The sequence below is a fragment of the Acidimicrobiales bacterium genome, assembly GCA_035533595.1.
Lineage (GTDB): Bacteria > Actinomycetota > Acidimicrobiia > Acidimicrobiales > Bog-793 > DATLTN01.
In genome coordinates, this window is the sequence record DATLTN010000004.1 from 14,043 (window position 1) to 30,191 (window position 16,149).

Consider the following 16,149-nt stretch of genomic DNA (forward strand, 5'->3'; position numbering starts at 1 on the left):
GCGCGTGCTGAGCGCCGCGGCCGCGGCGCCCCCCGAGCTCGCGGGGACCTTCGACGTCGTGGTGATCGGCGGCGGCAACGCCGCCCTCGTCGCCGCGATGTCGGCCCGCCACCACGCCGGGAGGGTGCTCCTCCTCGAGCGCTCCGGCGAGCAGATGCGCGGCGGGAACACCCGCCACACCCGCAACGTGCGCTGCGTGCACCCCGTCGCGGACGCCTACAACACCGGCAGCTACCTCTACGAGGAGCTGTGGGACGACCTCTGCCACGTCGGGAGCGGCCCCTCCAACGAGGCGCTGGCGAGCCTCACGGTGCGCGAGTCCGAGAGCGTGCCGGCATGGATGAGCCATCACGGCATCCGCTGGCAGACGCCCCTGTCCGGGACGCTGCACCTCGGGCGCACCAACCGCTTCTTCCTGGGCGGCGGCAAGGCACTCCTCAACTCCTACTACGCGACCGCCGCGAAGATGGGCGTCACCGTCAGCTACGACACCCTCGTCGAGGAGCTCGTCGAGCGCGACGGGGGAGTGGGGGCGCTCGTCTGCAGCCGCGGCGGGGAGCGCTTCGAGGTCGCCGCCAGGGCCGTCGTCTGCGCCGCGGGCGGCTTCGAGGCGAACATCGACTGGCTCGCCCGCTACTGGGGCGACGCCGCCTACAACTACGTGATCCGCGGCCCGGAGACCAACGACGGCAGGATCCTCGAGTGCCTCTACGGCCTCGGCGCAGACAAGGCCGGCGAGGAGAGGGGCTTCCACGCCGTCGCCGTCGACGCCCGCTCGCCGCGCTACGACGGCGGCATCGCGACGCGCCTCGACTCGATCCCCTTCAGCGTCGTCGTCAACCGCCACGGGCTGCGCTTCTACGACGAGGGCGAGGAGCTGTGGCCGAAGCGCTACGCGATCTGGGGGCGCAACATCGCCGAGCAGGACGCGCAGATCGCCTACTCGCTGTGGGACGAGAAGGTGAACCGCAACTTCTTGCCCCCGATGTACGGCTCCTACCGCGCCGACACCCTCGAGGAGCTCGCCGGACAGCTCGGCCTCGACGCGGCGCGCGTCGCCGAGACCGTCGCCTCCTACAACGCCGCGGTCGTCCCCGGCGGCACCTTCGACATGACCCTCCTCGACGACTGCCACACCGAGGGGCTCACCCCCGAGAAGAGCCACTGGGCGCAGCGCATCGACACGCCCCCCTACTACGGGATCGCGATGGTCCCGGGCATCACCTTCACCTACCTGGGCGTCGCCGTCGACGCCGACGCCCGCGTCCGCAAGGGCGACGGGAGCGTCTTTTCGAACGTCTTCGCGGCGGGGGAGATCATGTCCGGCAACGTCTTGTCCTCGGGCTACCTCGCCGGCTTCGGCCTCACGATCGGCAGCGTCTGGGGGCGCATCGCCGGCACGAGCGCGGCGCGGGCGGCGGCGTGACCTTCGCCGACGAGGCCCGCCGCCAGCTCGACATCTGCAACGCCTGCCGCTTCTGCGAGGGCTACTGCGCCGTCTACCCCGCGCTCGAGCGCCGCATCAACCTCACCGACGGCGACCTCACCCAGCTCGCCAACCTCTGCCACGACTGCCGCGCCTGCTACTACGCGTGCATGTACGCGCCGCCGCACGAGTTCGCGCTCAACCCGCCGCGGCTCCTCGCCGAGCTGCGCCGCGAGAGCTTTTCCGAGCTCATCCCCCTCGCCCGCCTCGGCGGGCGTGGCCGCCCGCTCGCCGTTGTCGTCGCGGTGACCGCCGCGCTCGTCGGCGTGCTCGCCGGGAGCGGGCGCTTCGGGGCGCTCACCGCCTCGCACCCGAGTGCGGCCTCGCCCTACTCGCTCGTCCCCTTCGCCGCCCTCGACGCCCTCGGCATCGCGAGCGCGCTCGTCGCGCTCCTCGTCTTCGCGCTCGGCGCCCGCAACTACCTCCGCCACGTCGGCCCGCCTCCCCCCGGGGCGCGGCCCCTCGCGGCGCTCGCCCGCGCCGCCCACGACGCGCTGACGCTGCGCTGGTTGCGCAGCGCCGGGGTCGAGTGCACCTACCCGAGCGCCGAGGGCTCGCCGGCGCGCCGGCGCGCGCACGGCCTGTTGGCGGGCGGCTTCGTCCTCGCGCTCGCGGCCACCGTCGTCGCGGCGATCGACGAGGACCTGCTGTCGAGCCCCCCTCCCTACGGCCTCCTGCAGGCGCCGGTCGTCCTCGGCTTCCTCGGCGGGGTGGCGATGCTCGCCGGCGGCCTCGCGCTGCTCGCGCTGAAGCGCCGCGCCGACCCCGCCCCCGCCGACGCCCCGACGCTCGCCGCCGACCACGCCCTCCTCGGCACGCTCCTCGTGCTCGCCCTCACCGGCCTCGCGACCCTCCTCGCGCGCCGCAGCCCCGCCTACGGGGTGCTCCTGGCGGTGCACCTCGACGCCGTCTTCAGCGCCTTCGTGCTCGCCCCCTTCTCGAAGTTCGCGCACGTCGTCTACCGCTTCGCGGCGCTCGTGCGCGACGAGGAGGAGCGCGCCCTCGAGGCGCACTGACACAGAGGCACCGAGACAGAAGCACTGACACAGCGGCGCACCGAGACAGCGGCGCACCGGAAAGGAGCCACGATGGAGCTCAGCGCGACCCAGCTGGCGCGGGCGTACGCGGCGGGCGACCGCTCGCCGGTCGACGTCCTCGAGGAGTGCCTCGCCACCGTGGCGGCGCGCGACCCGGAGCTGAACGCCTTCTGCCTCCTCGATCCCGAGGGCGCCGGCGAGGCCGCCGCGGCCTCCGCCGCCCGCTACGCCGCCCGCCGCCCGCTCGGCCCCCTCGACGGCGTGCCCGTCGCGGTGAAGGACCTCGTGCTCACCGCCGGCTGGCCGACGCGGCGCGGCTCGCGCCTCGTCGACCCCGACCAGCCCTGGCGGGACGACGCGCCGGCCGTCGAGCGGCTGCGCGCCGGCGGTGCGGTCCTCCTCGGTAAGACGACGACCCCCGAGTTCGGCTGGAAGGCGGTGACCGACAGTCCGCTCACCGGGGTGACCCGCAACCCCCTCGACCCGACGCGCACCGCCGGGGGCTCGAGCGGCGGCAGCGCCGCGGCGGTCGGAGCGAAGATGGTGCCGCTCGCCCTCGGCACCGACGGTGCCGGCTCGATCCGCATCCCCGCCAGCTTCTGCGGGACCGTCGGGGTGAAGCCGACGCACGGAGTGGTGCCGGCCTGGCCACCCAGCCCCTTCGGCCCCGTCGCCCACCTCGGGCCGATCGCCAACACCGTCGCCGACGCGCGGGCGATGCTCGAGGTGCTGCGCGGCCAGCACTGGCGCGACCCGGCGAGCGCCGGGCAGGCCCCCTGGCCGGGCGAGCAGTCCGTCACCGGGCTGCGCGTCGCCTACAGCCCGGGCTTCGCCGGCGCGGCGCCGACGGCCGCGGTGGAGGAGGCGACGGCCCGCTCGGTCCGCCACCTCGAGCAGCTCGGCGCCGTGGTGCACGAGGTGGGCACGGTGGTCGCCCCCACCGCGGCGCTCATCGGGGGCCTCTTCGCGGCGGGCGCCGCGCAGCTGCTCGGCGGCCTCGACGCGGCGCGCCGGGGCGAGCTCGACCCGGGCTTCCTCGCCCTCGCGCTCTCGGGCGCCGGGCTCAGCGCGAGCGACTACCTCGAGCTGCAGCGCGAGCGCCAGGAGGTGGCGATCGCGCTCGGCGCGCTCTTCTTGGAGTGCGACCTCGTCGTCACGCCGACGCTGCCGATCGTCGCCTTCGCCGCCGGCCGGGACGTGCCGGAGGGGTGGCCGACGGGCGACTGGACGACCTGGACGCCCTGCACGCACCCCTTCAACCTCTCCCAGCAGCCGGCGCTCACCCTCCCCTGCGGGAGCGAGGGCGGCCTCCCCGTCGGGGTGCAGCTCGCCGCGGCGCGCTTCGACGACGCCCGCCTCCTCGGCGCCGCCGCCGCCCTCGAGCAGGCGCTCTCGGCCGCCTGAGCAGGACCGCCGCCGCGCCGCCGGGCGCCGCCCCGGGCCCGTCCGGGACCCCCGCCGGGCGATGGTATTTTCTCGGCCACGCCGACTACGGGGGTGCAGCAGATGGCCACGATCGACTCCGACGCGCACGTCGTCGAGTGCGAGGAGACCTGGTCCTTCATCGACGGTGAGGACAAGGCCTTCACGCCGGCGCTCGTCGAGGTGCCGGGCGGCGGCCGCAGCGGTGGCAGCTTCTGGGTGATCGACGGCCGGCTGATCCGCACCGGCCCGGTCTCGGAGACCGACGCCATCAAGGCCGTGCGGGAGATGACCGACGTGCCGGCGCGCCTCAAGCAGATGGACGAGATCGGCACCGACCTGCAGGTGATCTACCCGACGGTCTTCCTCCGCCCCCTCACCAACCGCCCCGAGGTCGAGCGGGCGCTCTGCCGCAGCTACAACCGCTGGCTGGCGGGGCGCTGCGCCGAGGGCGAGGGGCGCCTCAGCTGGGCCGTGATCCCGCCGACGATGGACATCGAGGCGGCGATCGAGGAGGTCCGCTTCGGCGCGGCGAACGGCGCCGGGGTCGTCTTCTGGCGGGGCTTCGAGGGCCAGAGCGGGCGGCTGCCGAGCGACGAGTACTTCGCGCCGCTCTTCGAGGAGATCGACCGCCTCGGCCTCGCCGTCGGGATCCACGCCGCCAACGGGACCTTCGCCCTGCACGACATCTTCGAGGGCGACAGCGGCATCTGGCGCTTCAAGGTGCCCGGCATCGTCGCCTTCTCGACGATCCTCGCCTCCGGCCTGCCCGCCCGCTACCCGCACATCCGCTGGGGCTTCGTCGAGCTGCAGGCGCAGTGGGTGCCCTACGTCGTCGCCGACTACGTGCGCCGCCAGAGCCGGCGCGGCGAGGTCATCGACCCGGCGAGCGTGATGCGCGACCACCACCTCTACGTCGCCTGCCAGACCGACGACGACCTCGAGTACATCATCCGCTACGCGGGGCCGGACAACCTCGTCGCCGGCACGGACTTCGGTCACGCCGACACCTCGAGCGAGCTGCTCGCGCTGCAGCGGCTGCGCGAGGCGGCGGCGGTCGAGGCGCCGCTCATCGACCGGATCCTCGACGACAACGCCCGCGCCCTCTACGGCCTCGCGCCCGCCGGCCGCTAGCCCGATCCCTCATCCCGAAGCGGCCCTGCCCCGTAGCAACGACGTGCACGACGAGCGCCGCGACGGGGCCCCGTCATGAGTCCTTTTGCCTCGTCACCACTTCCGCTAGCGTTTCGCCACCGACGCACGGTTTCTGACCCCGGGGGAGTCTGAGCGCCCGACAATGATCCATAACCTGTTCAGCGGCCTGTCCGCTCTCGGCAACGGGCCGGCGATCGCCTACCTCGTGGGCGGCTCGCTCCTCGGGATGATCTTCGGGGTGATCCCCGGCCTCGGCGGCGCTGTGGTCCTCTCGATCATCCTCGCCTTCATCTACCACATCAACAACACCGGAACGCTCTGCCTGTTCCTCGCGACCCAGGCGGGGAGCTACTTCAGCGCCTCGATCACCTCCATCCTCCTCAACACCCCCGCCCACCCGGAGGCCTTCGCCGTCACCTTCGACGGCTTCCCGATGGCCCAGCGGGGCGAGGCGGGGCGGGCGCTCGGCATCTCGGCCTCCTCGACGATGCTCGGCGGCCTCATCGGCTGCGGCTGCCTGATCGGCTTCATCCAGGTCATCAACTACCTGCCCGGCCTCTTCCACCCGCCGGAGTACGTGGCGCTGATCACCATCGCCCTGCTCCTCGTGGGGACCCTCGGTACCGACGCCGTCTCCAAGGCCCTCGTCTCGGCCGGCATCGGTTTGATGCTCTCGACGGTCGGCGCCGATCCGATCACCGGCGAATACCGCTATGTCTTCAACGCCGTCGGCCTGTACTCGGGGATCTCCCTCGTTGCCCTGTTCGTCGGACTGTTCGCCATCCCCCAGATGGTGCTCGTCTTCGGTACGGGGACGACGATCGCCCGCCAGGACATGATGGGCAACGAGGTCGCGTCGTCGACGGCCGTCGTCCTCGAGAAGGGATTCGGCAAGCAGGTCCTGCAGGGGGTGGGCGACACGTTCACCCACTGGCTTGCCGTGCTGCGCGCCGGCATCATCGGCGTGGTCACCGGGATCGTGCCGGGCATCGGCGGCTTCGCGGCGAACTTCATGTCCTACGGCATCGCTCAGCAGTTCTCGAAGAAGCGGGACCAGTTCGGGACGGGGATCCCCGAAGGCATCATCGCCCCGGAGGGCTCCTCGCTCGCCAAGGAGGCGGGCGGGATGGTCCCCCTCCTCGGCCTCGGGATCCCCGGAGGCGTCGGCGGCGCGCTGTTCCTCGCAGCGCTCACCATCCGCGGTGTGCAGCCGGGCTTCGGCTTCACCACCAAGTACCCGACCCTCGCCTATGAGACGGTGTGGATCATCGCCCTCGGCGGCCTCGTCGGCACGCTTGCCGGCCTGCTCGCCGCCCCCCAGCTCGCCAAGGTGACGCGCGTGCCGGGGCCGTTCCTCGTCCCGCTGATCATGTCGATCTCGGTGGTTGGCACCTTCGCCGCGGATGTCACCTTCTTCTCCGTCCTCGAGGTCGCCGTCTTTGCGATCGTGGGCTTCGCGCTGCGGCGCCTCCGGTACTCGCTCGCCGTCTTCGGCATCGGCCTGATCCTCGGCCCGCAGCTCGAGCAGAGCATCTATCAGACCCACGAGATCTTCCCGGGGGTGAGCTTCCTCGCGCGGCCGCTCGCGGACGTCCTGTTCGCCGTCGGCCTCGGGATCATCGGCCTCAAGGGCTTCCAGTTCCACAAGGACGCGAAGAAGAACAACGCGCCAATCGAGGAGGCGGACCCGGTGCGGCGCGCCGAGAAGCTCCGTGCCCGGGAGCAAAAGCTTCGTCCGTACCCCTTGCTCGCAATGATCGCCAACGTCCTCGTGCTTGGCGTGACGATTCCCTTCCTCATCTATACGGCCAGCGAGTACTCCTTCAATACCGGGCTGATGCCGATGATTGCCGGCAGCGTCGCGGCCGCGGCGGCCGTCTGGCGCTTTCCGACGGAGATCTCCCATTACATCCACCACCTCGCGGACAAGCACGAGGAAGAGAGGCTGCTCGAAGGCGCCGGCCTCGACCCGAAAGCGCCGGCCCCCCCTCCCGAGCTCCAGCCCGTGAGTGTCGGGGCGCGCACCATCGCGGTGGACGGTGGTGAAGGGAGCCTCCACAGCGTCGGCGACATCACCGACGCTGTAGGTCCGGTCCCGGTACGGCTCTCGGTCAGAGGGGGCCGCTCCCAGATCAACGACAAGAGCTGGGGGCGCCACGGCCAGTACACGAGGGAGCTCGCAGCCTTCGGGTGGTTCGCGAGCCTGCTCACCCTGAGTTACCTGTTCAGCTTCGAGGTCGGCCTCGGGACCTTCTGCGCGCTGTACGCGCTGTTCGGCACCCGCTACGTGATGCCCTCGCTCGTGAAGCGGGCGATCTTCGGCGCCGTCAGCGCCGCGGTGATGGTAGTGGCGGCCTATGAGATCCTCAATCTGCTCCACATCTCCCTCTCGCCGGTCTTCCCCCTCTGATCTGAGCGCGCGGCGGGAGCGCCGCGCCGACGACCCTTACCCGGTCAGTGCGCGAGTCCGCTCCCGGCAGCCTGCTGAGTGTCTGACTCGCCCCGCGAGGGCATTGGTTCTCGCGCGCCAGCGGTTGGGGCCGCGCGGCCGAGGGCCAGGAATTCGCCTGCGGGCAGCACGGCGTCGCTGACCACCAGCCGCCCCTCACCGAGGATGCGCGTACGAGCACCTGGCGCAGCCCTCCCCTGGCGAGTCCAGCCTCCAGTCTTCGTCGCCCACAGGGTCTGTGGTCAGGGCAGGGCATCGGCCGCGTCATGCGGCCCCTCGTGTCCGTGGGCGAGGCGATGATTCCCCGGACAAATGCCCGGGGAATCATCGGCTGCTGCTGCTGGCGTGTGTCGGGGTTGCTCGCTGTCCAGCCGATCACCGACCGCAGGACCGGAACCTCACGCTTCGCGTCAGCCAGGAACTTCGCGTAATCATCCTTAGCCTGCGTCGCCGTCTCTTGTCCGACCGGGTTGCCCTCGGCCTGCGCTGCGGCAATGAGCGCCTGGTCTTGCATCGCCTTCTGGAAGGCCCACATGAGGGCATCTCGCTCCGGAGTGGCCGTCGCGGCGGGGGCGGAGAGAATGCGCGTCGCGGCGTTGAGGTCCAAAAAGGTCTGCCAGGCCGAGTTGCGGCCCTTGGAGGCGGCGATGCTCTTCTTGTACTTGGCCGCCTCCGATTCACCGACACGGGCCCGTGAGGTTGCCCGACCCGGACTGGCCGGGGCGGACGCGGGCTAAACGCGGGCTGACGGGCCCCGGTCGCCGGGCCAATCGGGCCAGCCGCCACGCGCCAATTTCGAGGAGCGACGCGAAGGAGCCCCGGGACTGATCCCGGGGCTCCTTCCAGTCGCTCGGCTGAGCGGTTGTGCGCAGTTAGCCGATGACGGAGTGCAGCACGCCGATTTCCCGGTGCGCGTCCTTCAGGAACTGCACGTAGCTTGCCTTGGCCTGCGCGCCGGTCTCCTGGCCGGTGGGGTTGCCCTGGGCCCGCAACAGCGCGAGGAGCGTCGGGTCCTTCATCGACTTCTGGAAGGCCCACGTCAGGGCGTCCCGCTCTGGCGTCTTCGTTGCCACTGGGGCGAAGAAGATGCGCGTTGAGTTCTGGATGTCGAGGAAGGTCGCCCACGCGGCGGCGCGTGCCTTGGAGCCGGCAATGACCGTCTTGTGCTTCGCGTACTCCTGGGCAGCCGTCGGGACGCCGGCGAAGTGTGAAGCGATCGCGGCACCGGACTGGAAGGGAGCGGAGAGCAGGATCGCCCTCGCCTTGCCACCCGTCACGAGCGAGTCCGCCGTAGCCGCGGGCAGCTCGTCGAGACACCCGTCACCTCGAGTGAAGCCCTGGGTCTGCGCCGAGGTCGACTGGTAACCCGTGATCGGCTGGTACTGAATCCCGAAGGCTGAGTCGAGCATCAGCATGAGGAAGGTGCCGGTCCCGGTGGTCTGCAGGGTCTCCTTGATCTTCGCTGCGGTGCTCGAACCGTTTACCAAGCTGTCGAAGCTCGTGAACTGCGAACAGGCGGGTGAGTTCAAGACTACGACCGCCGTCTGGCCCGGAGCGGTCGCCCCGAGGAAGGCCTCGCGCTCGGGGTTGAAGTTCAATGCCGGGAGGCCGAGGACGGTGTTCTCGACGTCCGGGCCCGCATTCGCCCAGCCGACGGTGAGGCCGTTCGCCGCGGAGTGGGCGACGGCATCCTGGCCGGCGACGGTGTTGCCGGCGGGGATGTTCGTCACGTTGACCGTGGCCTTGAGGTACTTGGCGAGCTCGGGGGCGAGGTTCCGCGCCCACTGGTCGAAGCCGCCGCCGGGACTGTCCGGCGCCACGAACGTCAGCGTCTTGCCCTTGTAGTAGTTCTGGCCCTTCGCGAGGTCGGTGATCGCTGGGCTGGCGCGGTGCGTCGTGGAGGCGCTCGCTGCCGCCGCTGGCACGCCGACGCCGACGCCGACGATTGCAGCGCTCAGTGCGACGCGGGCAAGGTGCGTGCCCTGCCCGACCGTGGACGGTGCCTTCATGTTTCCCCCTATTTTTGGTCCGGGCGGAACCCCTGTGGATTCCGGGCCGGAACGAGCACGGTTATTGCGATGCAATTGCAGTTTCAGTTGGATTCCTTTGTGGGATCCCCTCACTGCTATTACAACTCTGTCACATTCTGGGTCAGCCGTCCACGCGAGCCCGGCAAATGAGGCCCTTCGTGTGCTTCGCGCGCGGCTTGCGGCGGGCCCTTCACCCCCCTGCGGGAAGGCGGGCGTGGAGCCCCCCCGTCCACGACGTGAGTGCCTCGCGAGCGAGAAGCACAAGCGCCCCTGGGGCGTCCCGCCTTGACCCTTTGTCCGCCGGCGCCGGGAAGCCGGTTGTGCTGCCATCGAGAACGCGCGCACTACCGCCACCCGTGCGGCGTTCCGTCGGAGACCAGAAGAGTCCTTCTCGGCGCCGATCTGGTGAACGGGTGACGGTCCGAGCGCCCGCTAGCGCGTCGGCACTCCGCCGGGGTAGAGGGCGGCCTTCACCACCTGGTAGCTCGCCATCTGCGCCATCGCCTCGTTGATCTCGCCGAGGGCGTAGTGGGCGCTGATCATCTCCTCGAAGGGGTAGCGGGCGCGGTGGGCGTCGAGGAAGTCGAGCGCCTGCAGCCAGTGGCGGGGCTCGCCGGAGCGCACGGTGTAGAGCGTGCACTCGCCGGGGAGTTTGCCGACCTCGATCTCGGCCTTCCCGCCGACGCCGACGCTCACGAAGCGGCCGCCGTCGCGCAGCATCGAGAGGCCCTCAGGGACGGCGCGGTTGTCGGCCGCTTGGATCACGACGTCGGCGCCGCGCCCAGCGGTCTGCTCGCGCACCCAGGCGCGGCGGTCGGCGGGGTGGGGGACCTCGCCGAGGTCGAGGAGGCCGTCGACGCCCATCATCTCGGCGATGCGCAGCCGGCCGGCCGGCGCGCCGATCAGCAGCACCTGCCTCGCGCCGTGCTCGCGGGCGACCGCTGCGGCGAAGATGCCGAGCGGCCCGCTCCCCTGGATGAGGACGCTCTCGTGCGCCTTGATCGCGCCGAGGCGGTCGTAGGCGTGCATGATCGTCCGGTAGGCGCACGAGGCGGCCGCCGCGGTCGCCGAGGAGACCCCGTCGGGGACCCGCACGGCGTGGCACTCGCGCGGCACGTACATCAGCTCGGCGCAGCTGCCGAGCAGGTAGGGATGGCGGTCGGCGCGGTTGTGCCCCCAGGAGGCCCGCCCCCGGCAGAGGCAGGGCTGCAGGGCGACGGTGCAGAAGTAGCACTGGCCGCAGGCGACGTAGCTCCAGACGACGCGGTCGCCGACGGCGAGCGGGCGGCCGAGGATGTCGTTGCGCGGCTCGTGCAGCTCCTCGATCACCCCGCAGGGCTCGTGGCCGGTGATGTAGGGCAGCGCGTCGTCGGGGAGCCCCCCCTCCCAGCGGTGGACGTCGGTGCCGCACAGCGTCGAGGCCTCGATGCGCACGAGCATCGCCGTCCCGTCGAGCTCGGGGACGGGCACCCCGACGAGTTCGAGGGGCTGGTGGTAGGCGGTGACGACCGCCGCGAGGGCCTCGGCCATCAGAAGCGGTAGAAGCGCTCGGCGTTGCGCCAGAGGATTCCCGACTTGTCCTCCTCGGAGAGCTCCTCGCTCTCGTTGAGCTCGCCGATGTCGTGGCGGCAGCTGTCGTTGGTCACCTCGTGGGGGAAGTCCGAGGAGTAGAGGAAGGGCTTGTTGCCGACGATCTTCAGCGCGAAGGGCATCGTCAGCTCCTCGGTCTCGCAGCCGATGAACAGCCGTCCCGCCTCGATCTGCTCGATGATGTAGCGGTCGGGGCGCTGCTCCTCGCGGAGGCCGAAGCTCCCCGGCGGGATGTGCTCGAAGTGGGTCTCGTGGGAGGAGTGGAAGCGCTCCAGGCAGAGGAGCAGCCAGGCGACGCCCCCCTCCAAGAAGGCGATCCGCACGCCGGGGAACTGGTCGAAGATCCCGTTGTAGATGACGCTCGCGAAGTTGACGACGAGCCCCCAGGGGTGGCCGAGGGCGTGCACCGGGACGTAGCGGTTGAGGTGGTCCATCCCGAAGCGGTCGTGGGAGCCGCCGTGGATCGACAGGCAGCAGCCGAGGCGCTCGGCCTCGGCGTAGACCGGCCAGTAGGCCTTCGAGCCGAGCAGCATCGGCAGGCCGTTCGAGGGGAGCATCGCGCCGCGCATGTCGAGCTCGGTGACGGCGCGGTGCAGCTCGGCGACCGCCGCCTCGGGGTCCTGCATCGGCAGCAGCGCCATCCCGTTGAAGCGGGGGTCGGCGGCGACGTAGGTGTCGTGCAGCCAGTCGTTGTAGGCGCGCGTCGCGGCGACGGCGTAGTCGAGGCTCTCGATGTGACCGACGGCGAGGCCGCGCGTCGGGTAGAGGACGGTGCGCTCGATGCCGACGTCGTCGAGGAAGGCGCCCCAGCCCTCGGGGCCGACGACGGGACGGCCGTCGCGAGCGGGGGGCGTCTCGACGGCGTGCGCCGAGTGGAAGTGGTCGAGCGGCGGGAAGAGGCCTTCCGGGCGGCGGCTGATGATCTCCCGGTAGGGAGAGGGCAGGTGCGTGGCGATCGCCGCCAGGTCCTCCTGTACGTGGCCGTCCCCGTCGATGACCTTCGTCGCCACACGGACCATGTCGCTTCCCCCCAACGTTGCGGTCACCGACCGCCCACGCGGTCGCCGCCGCCGCGCACGCTATCGCCGGGGGCGCGCCCCCCGCGACAGGCGGCGGCTCACTCCGGGGCGGTCGCGATCTCGCGGACGACGCCGCGCAGCCAGGCGTGCGCCTGGTCGGCGGCGTAACGGGGGTGCCAGGCCTGGCAGAGCTCGCTCGTCGGCACCTTGTCGAAGGGGAGCTCGAAAGTCGCGAGGCCGAAGCGCTCGAGGGTGTGCGCGACGCGCAGCGAGGCAGCGCCGACGATGTCGGTCTCGAGGAGGAGGACGACGGTCGACCACAGCGTGGCGGTGGAGGCGACGACGTGGCGCTTGCGCCCCATCTCGGCGAGCTTGTGGTCGATCGGCCCCTGCAGCCGTCCCTGGCGGGAGTTCACGAGGTGGTCGGCGGCGAGGTAGCTCTCGAGGTCGATCTCGCCCTCGAGCAGCGGGTTCCCGGCGCGGGCGATGCCGACGAGCGGGTCGGTCCGCAGCGGCTCGACGACGACCTCCGGCTCGAACTGCGAGACGGGGTGGAAGTCGCGCACCACGCCGATGACGAGGTCGACGGGGGAGTCCCGGAGCAGCACGGTGGAGCCGGTGAGCACGCTCCACCCGCACGTCGCCCGCGGCGCCTCGCGGTGCACCCGCTCGATGAGCGTGGCGACGGGGAAGACGAGGTCGCCCGTCATCACCTGGAACTCGCGCTCGATGCGCGCCAGGTCGAGCTCCGCGGGCCGCGCCATCACCGCGCGCGCGCCGTTCACGAGCTCGTGCACCTCGGCCTGCAGCGCGAGGGCACGGGGCGTCGGCACGAGGCCGCGGCCGGCGCGCACCATCACCGGGTCGCCGAGGGCCCGCCGCACCCGCTCGAGGCCGCGGCTCGTCGCCGGGACCGAGAGGTTGAGGCGCCGCGCCGCCCCCGTGACGCTCCCCTCGCTGAGCAGCGCATCGAGGAGGATGAGGAGGTTGAGGTCCGGTTCGGATTGCATCTAGCGCAACCAATCCTTGCGAATAATTCAGTAGACAGAAGTATTGCCCGCTTTCTAAGGTGCAGGAAAGCGCTCGGGGGGAGTGCGGGAGGAAGGGTGCACGGTGACCGGTAGCGGGGAGCGCGCGGGCCGCCACGCCGCCCGCCCTTCGTTGTGGGACCCTCGTGCCACGGGGTGGGGCCGCCCGCGCCCCTGCCGGATCTGAAGCGGAGCCGTCGATGGAGCACCGAGAGCTGGGCAACAGCGGCATCCGCCTGCCCGTGATCGGCTTCGGCTGTGGCGGCAACGCCCGCCTCATGGTCGAGGACGACGAGGAGCTGCGGATCGCGACGATCCGCGCCGCCCTCGACGCCGGGATCAGCTACTTCGACACCGCGGCCGCCTATGGCGACGGCCGTTCGGAGAGCAACCTCGGAAGGGCGCTGCGCATCCTCGACGCGCACCCGACGATCTCGACCAAGGTCGTCCTCCAAGAGGAGGACCTCGCCGACCCGCGCTCGGCGGTGTTGCGTAACTTCGAGGAGGGCCTCGCCCGCCTCGGCGTTGATTCGGTCGACGCGCTGATGCTCCACAACCGCGTCTTCCACAAGCCCGCGGGGAGCTACGCGGTCGGCGCCCAGCTCTCCCTCGACGACATGTTCGCGAGCAACGGGGTCGTCGCCGCCTTCCAGGAGCTCCTCGCCGCCGGCACGACGACGACCGTCGGCTTCACCGCCTACGGCGGGGAGCCGGCGGCGATCACCGAGCTCATCGACAGCGGCGTCTTCGGGGCGCTCAACGCCTCGATCAACCTCCTCGACCCGAGCGCGCTCGTGAAGGTGCCGCCGAACTTCCCCGAGGCCGACTACGGCGCCGTCGCGGCCTACGCCGCGGGGAAGGGGATGGGCGTGATGGCCATCCAGGTGCTGGCGCGCGGCACCCTCACCGGCGCGGGGCCGGGCGAGGGCCACGCCGGGCGGGTCGCCGCCCTCGCGCGCTCCTATGACGAGTCGCTGCCGCGCGCCGCCGCCCGCTACGTCCTCGGCAAGGCCGGGGTCTCGACGCTCATCCTCGGCCTCTCCGAGCCCGCGCACGTCGCCGACGCGGTCGCCGCCGTGGAGGCCGGGCCGCTCTCCGCCGCGGCCATCGCCTCGCTCGAGGAGCTCGCCCTCACCGCCCCCGAGAGGGAGGACGGGCCCCGCTGAGCGGGGCGGAACCCGCAGCACGAACACGCCAGTAGCCAGGAACAAGGAGGAACCATGACGTCGCTGATCAACTCGCCGGGGAGCTCGCTGCGCGGCCTCGTCGATCTCGAGGCGGGCCTCGTGAGCCGCGAGATCTACGTGAGCGAGGAGCTCTACAACCGCGAGCTCGAGCAGGTCTGGGCGCGCGCCTGGCTGTACATCGGCCACGAGAGCCAGGTGCCGAACGTCGGCGACTTCGTGGTCTCACGCATGGGCGAGGAGGAGGTGATCCTCTGCCGGGACCGCAAGAACGAGCTGCACGTCTTCCTCAACACCTGCCGCCACCGCGGCATGAAGGTCTGCCGTTACGACGACGGCAACACGCTCGTTTTCACCTGCCCCTTCCACGGCTGGAGCTACGACACCGACGGCCGGCTGGTGGGCGTCCCGTACTACGACGTGGCCTGGAAGGACAACCTCGACAAGAGCCAGTGGGGGCTCCCCGAGGTCGCCAAGATGTGCAACTACTACGGCTCGATCTGGGCGACCTGGGACAAGGGCGCGCCCGAGTTCGTCGACTACCTCGGCCCCTACGCCGAGGGCGTGCGGCAGTGCTTCCAGTCGAGCGGTGGCGAGGACAACGGCGTCGAGGTCTTCACCCCGGTCAACAAGTGGTTCATCCCCTGCAACTGGAAGTTCCCGGGCTTCAGCTTCGACGGTGACCGTGCGCACGGGGCGATGACGCACCGTTCGATCAACGTCGCGGCGATCGGCCCGCAGGGCGACGCGAACGGCGGCAGCCGCTCGGGGATCCGCACCCCCTTCCCGCAGACGCCCTACGAGATGTCGGTGCCCGAGCTCGGCCACGGCGGCCACAACTCGATCTACGACCAGCCGGGCATCGCCGAGTACGCCGACACCTGGATGACCGAGCCCGGCGTCGACGACTACTTCCGCGCCCAGAACGAGAAGAAGCGTGCGAAGTACAAGGACACCTACATCGTCGGCGAGACGGCGCTCATCTGGCCGAACGTGAACATCCAGCCGCACCGCATCCTCATCTGGCACCCGGCCGGCGTCGGCAGGACCGAGAGTTGGCGGCAGTACCCGATCGACCGGGAGGCACCGCAGTTCGTGAAGGACGCGCAGCGCCACTACATGATGCGCTACGGCGGCCCCTGCGGCCTCACCGAGTCCGACGACATGGAGAACTGGAACTACGCCTCGGCGGCGAGCTTCGGCCACATCGCCCAGCGCTACCCCTACAACTTCCAGATGGGCGTCGGCAAGGACTTCACGCTCGACACCGCGCCCGGGATGACCCTCAACAACCAGGTCGCCGAGGAGAACCAGCGGTCGCGCCTCAAGCGCTGGATCGAGTTCATGGAGGCCGACAGCTGGGACGACATCTACCCCGTGAAGCCGACGAGCGAGTGGAGCAAGTGATGGCCGGAGACGAGACCGCCGCCCCCGTGCCGCAGCGCAACGCCGAGGTCGACCCCTTCCAGCTGACGAGCTCGGTGAACGACTCGATCCTCATCCGCGATCTCCCCGAAGGGGCGACCATCAAGCTCCGCAACGGGGACTCCGCCGAGGTGACGGGCAACCCCCGCGACGGCGGCTGGCTCTTCGTGAAGATCACCGAATCCAACGACCCCGCCAAGGTCGGCACCGACGACATGGTCTATTGCGTCGACGTCGTCGGGGCGCTCTGACCATGGCTTCCCTCACCGACGTGGCGCTCGGCAGCGCCACCTGCCACCCCGCTCAGCCGATCACCCGGAGGTA

12 protein-coding genes are annotated in these 16,149 nt (G+C 71.1%); 8 read left to right on the forward strand and 4 right to left on the reverse strand.

What is annotated here, in order from left to right:
* Nucleotides 1-4 precede the first annotated feature (4 nt).
* From tcuA to VNF07_00725, 5 genes are all read left to right on the forward strand, one after another.
* On the forward strand, nt 5-1,426 hold the full coding sequence (tcuA, locus tag VNF07_00705) for an FAD-dependent tricarballylate dehydrogenase TcuA (GenBank protein HVB04757.1): 1,422 nt from the start codon (nt 5-7) through the stop codon (nt 1,424-1,426).
* Nucleotides 1,423-2,502 carry a tricarballylate utilization 4Fe-4S protein TcuB gene (tcuB, locus tag VNF07_00710; protein HVB04758.1) on the forward strand — a complete coding sequence of 360 codons (1,080 nt, stop codon included), beginning with the start codon at nt 1,423-1,425 and terminating at the stop codon, nt 2,500-2,502. Before tcuA ends, tcuB begins: the two co-directional genes overlap by 4 nt.
* Nucleotides 2,503-2,574: 72 nt before the next feature.
* Complete coding sequence (locus tag VNF07_00715) at nt 2,575-3,927, forward strand: amidase (GenBank protein HVB04759.1); 1,353 nt, start codon at nt 2,575-2,577, stop codon at nt 3,925-3,927.
* Between the two features lie 102 nt (nt 3,928-4,029).
* A complete protein-coding gene (locus VNF07_00720) occupies nt 4,030-5,079 on the forward strand; it encodes an amidohydrolase family protein (protein ID HVB04760.1) in 1,050 nt (349 codons plus the stop codon).
* A gap of 163 nt (nt 5,080-5,242) precedes the next feature.
* Nucleotides 5,243-7,510: a tripartite tricarboxylate transporter permease gene (locus VNF07_00725; protein ID HVB04761.1), complete on the forward strand. Its 2,268-nt coding sequence runs from the start codon at nt 5,243-5,245 to the stop codon at nt 7,508-7,510.
* A gap of 911 nt (nt 7,511-8,421) precedes the next feature.
* Here VNF07_00725 and VNF07_00730 read toward each other — a convergent pair.
* From VNF07_00730 to VNF07_00745, 4 genes are all read right to left on the reverse strand, one after another.
* Nucleotides 8,422-9,558 (reverse strand): hypothetical protein, encoded by a 1,137-nt coding sequence (locus VNF07_00730; protein ID HVB04762.1) that lies wholly within the window; start codon nt 9,556-9,558, stop codon nt 8,422-8,424.
* Between the two features lie 453 nt (nt 9,559-10,011).
* Nucleotides 10,012-11,109: a zinc-binding dehydrogenase gene (locus VNF07_00735; protein ID HVB04763.1), complete on the reverse strand. Its 1,098-nt coding sequence runs from the start codon at nt 11,107-11,109 to the stop codon at nt 10,012-10,014.
* On the reverse strand, nt 11,109-12,188 hold the full coding sequence (locus tag VNF07_00740) for an amidohydrolase family protein (GenBank protein ID HVB04764.1): 1,080 nt from the start codon (nt 12,186-12,188) through the stop codon (nt 11,109-11,111). The genes VNF07_00735 and VNF07_00740 overlap by 1 nt, the downstream gene beginning before the upstream one ends.
* Nucleotides 12,189-12,286: 98 nt before the next feature.
* Nucleotides 12,287-13,198: a LysR family transcriptional regulator gene (locus tag VNF07_00745; protein ID HVB04765.1), complete on the reverse strand. Its 912-nt coding sequence runs from the start codon at nt 13,196-13,198 to the stop codon at nt 12,287-12,289.
* A gap of 218 nt (nt 13,199-13,416) precedes the next feature.
* Between VNF07_00745 and VNF07_00750 the strand changes: the two genes are divergently transcribed.
* From VNF07_00750 to VNF07_00760, 3 genes are read left to right on the forward strand one after another with little or no spacing between them, the layout of a single operon-like run.
* Nucleotides 13,417-14,382: an aldo/keto reductase gene (locus VNF07_00750; protein HVB04766.1), complete on the forward strand. Its 966-nt coding sequence runs from the start codon at nt 13,417-13,419 to the stop codon at nt 14,380-14,382.
* 54 nt (nt 14,383-14,436) lie between these two features.
* Nucleotides 14,437-15,807, forward strand: coding sequence for a Rieske 2Fe-2S domain-containing protein (locus VNF07_00755; GenBank protein ID HVB04767.1), 1,371 nt, complete (start codon nt 14,437-14,439; stop codon nt 15,805-15,807).
* On the forward strand, nt 15,807-16,076 hold the full coding sequence (locus tag VNF07_00760; protein ID HVB04768.1) for a hypothetical protein: 270 nt from the start codon (nt 15,807-15,809) through the stop codon (nt 16,074-16,076). Before VNF07_00755 ends, VNF07_00760 begins: the two co-directional genes overlap by 1 nt.
* Nucleotides 16,077-16,149: the final 73 nt, after the last annotated feature.

Excerpts from the sequence above, each read along its gene's own strand:
- VNF07_00745 (HVB04765.1), bottom strand. The coding sequence starts at position 13,198 with ATGCAATCCGAACCGGACCTCAACCTCCTCATCCTCCTCGATGCGCTG.
- VNF07_00750 (HVB04766.1), top strand. The coding sequence starts at position 13,417 with ATGGAGCACCGAGAGCTGGGCAACAGCGGCATCCGCCTGCCCGTGATC.
- VNF07_00735 (HVB04763.1), bottom strand. The coding sequence starts at position 11,109 with ATGGCCGAGGCCCTCGCGGCGGTCGTCACCGCCTACCACCAGCCCCTC.
- VNF07_00730 (HVB04762.1), bottom strand. The coding sequence starts at position 9,558 with ATGAAGGCACCGTCCACGGTCGGGCAGGGCACGCACCTTGCCCGCGTC.
- VNF07_00725 (HVB04761.1), top strand. The coding sequence starts at position 5,243 with ATGATCCATAACCTGTTCAGCGGCCTGTCCGCTCTCGGCAACGGGCCG.
- VNF07_00740 (HVB04764.1), bottom strand. The coding sequence starts at position 12,188 with ATGGTCCGTGTGGCGACGAAGGTCATCGACGGGGACGGCCACGTACAG.
- VNF07_00715 (HVB04759.1), top strand. The coding sequence starts at position 2,575 with ATGGAGCTCAGCGCGACCCAGCTGGCGCGGGCGTACGCGGCGGGCGAC.
- VNF07_00720 (HVB04760.1), top strand. The coding sequence starts at position 4,030 with ATGGCCACGATCGACTCCGACGCGCACGTCGTCGAGTGCGAGGAGACC.
- VNF07_00760 (HVB04768.1), top strand. The coding sequence starts at position 15,807 with ATGGCCGGAGACGAGACCGCCGCCCCCGTGCCGCAGCGCAACGCCGAG.
- VNF07_00755 (HVB04767.1), top strand. The coding sequence starts at position 14,437 with ATGACGTCGCTGATCAACTCGCCGGGGAGCTCGCTGCGCGGCCTCGTC.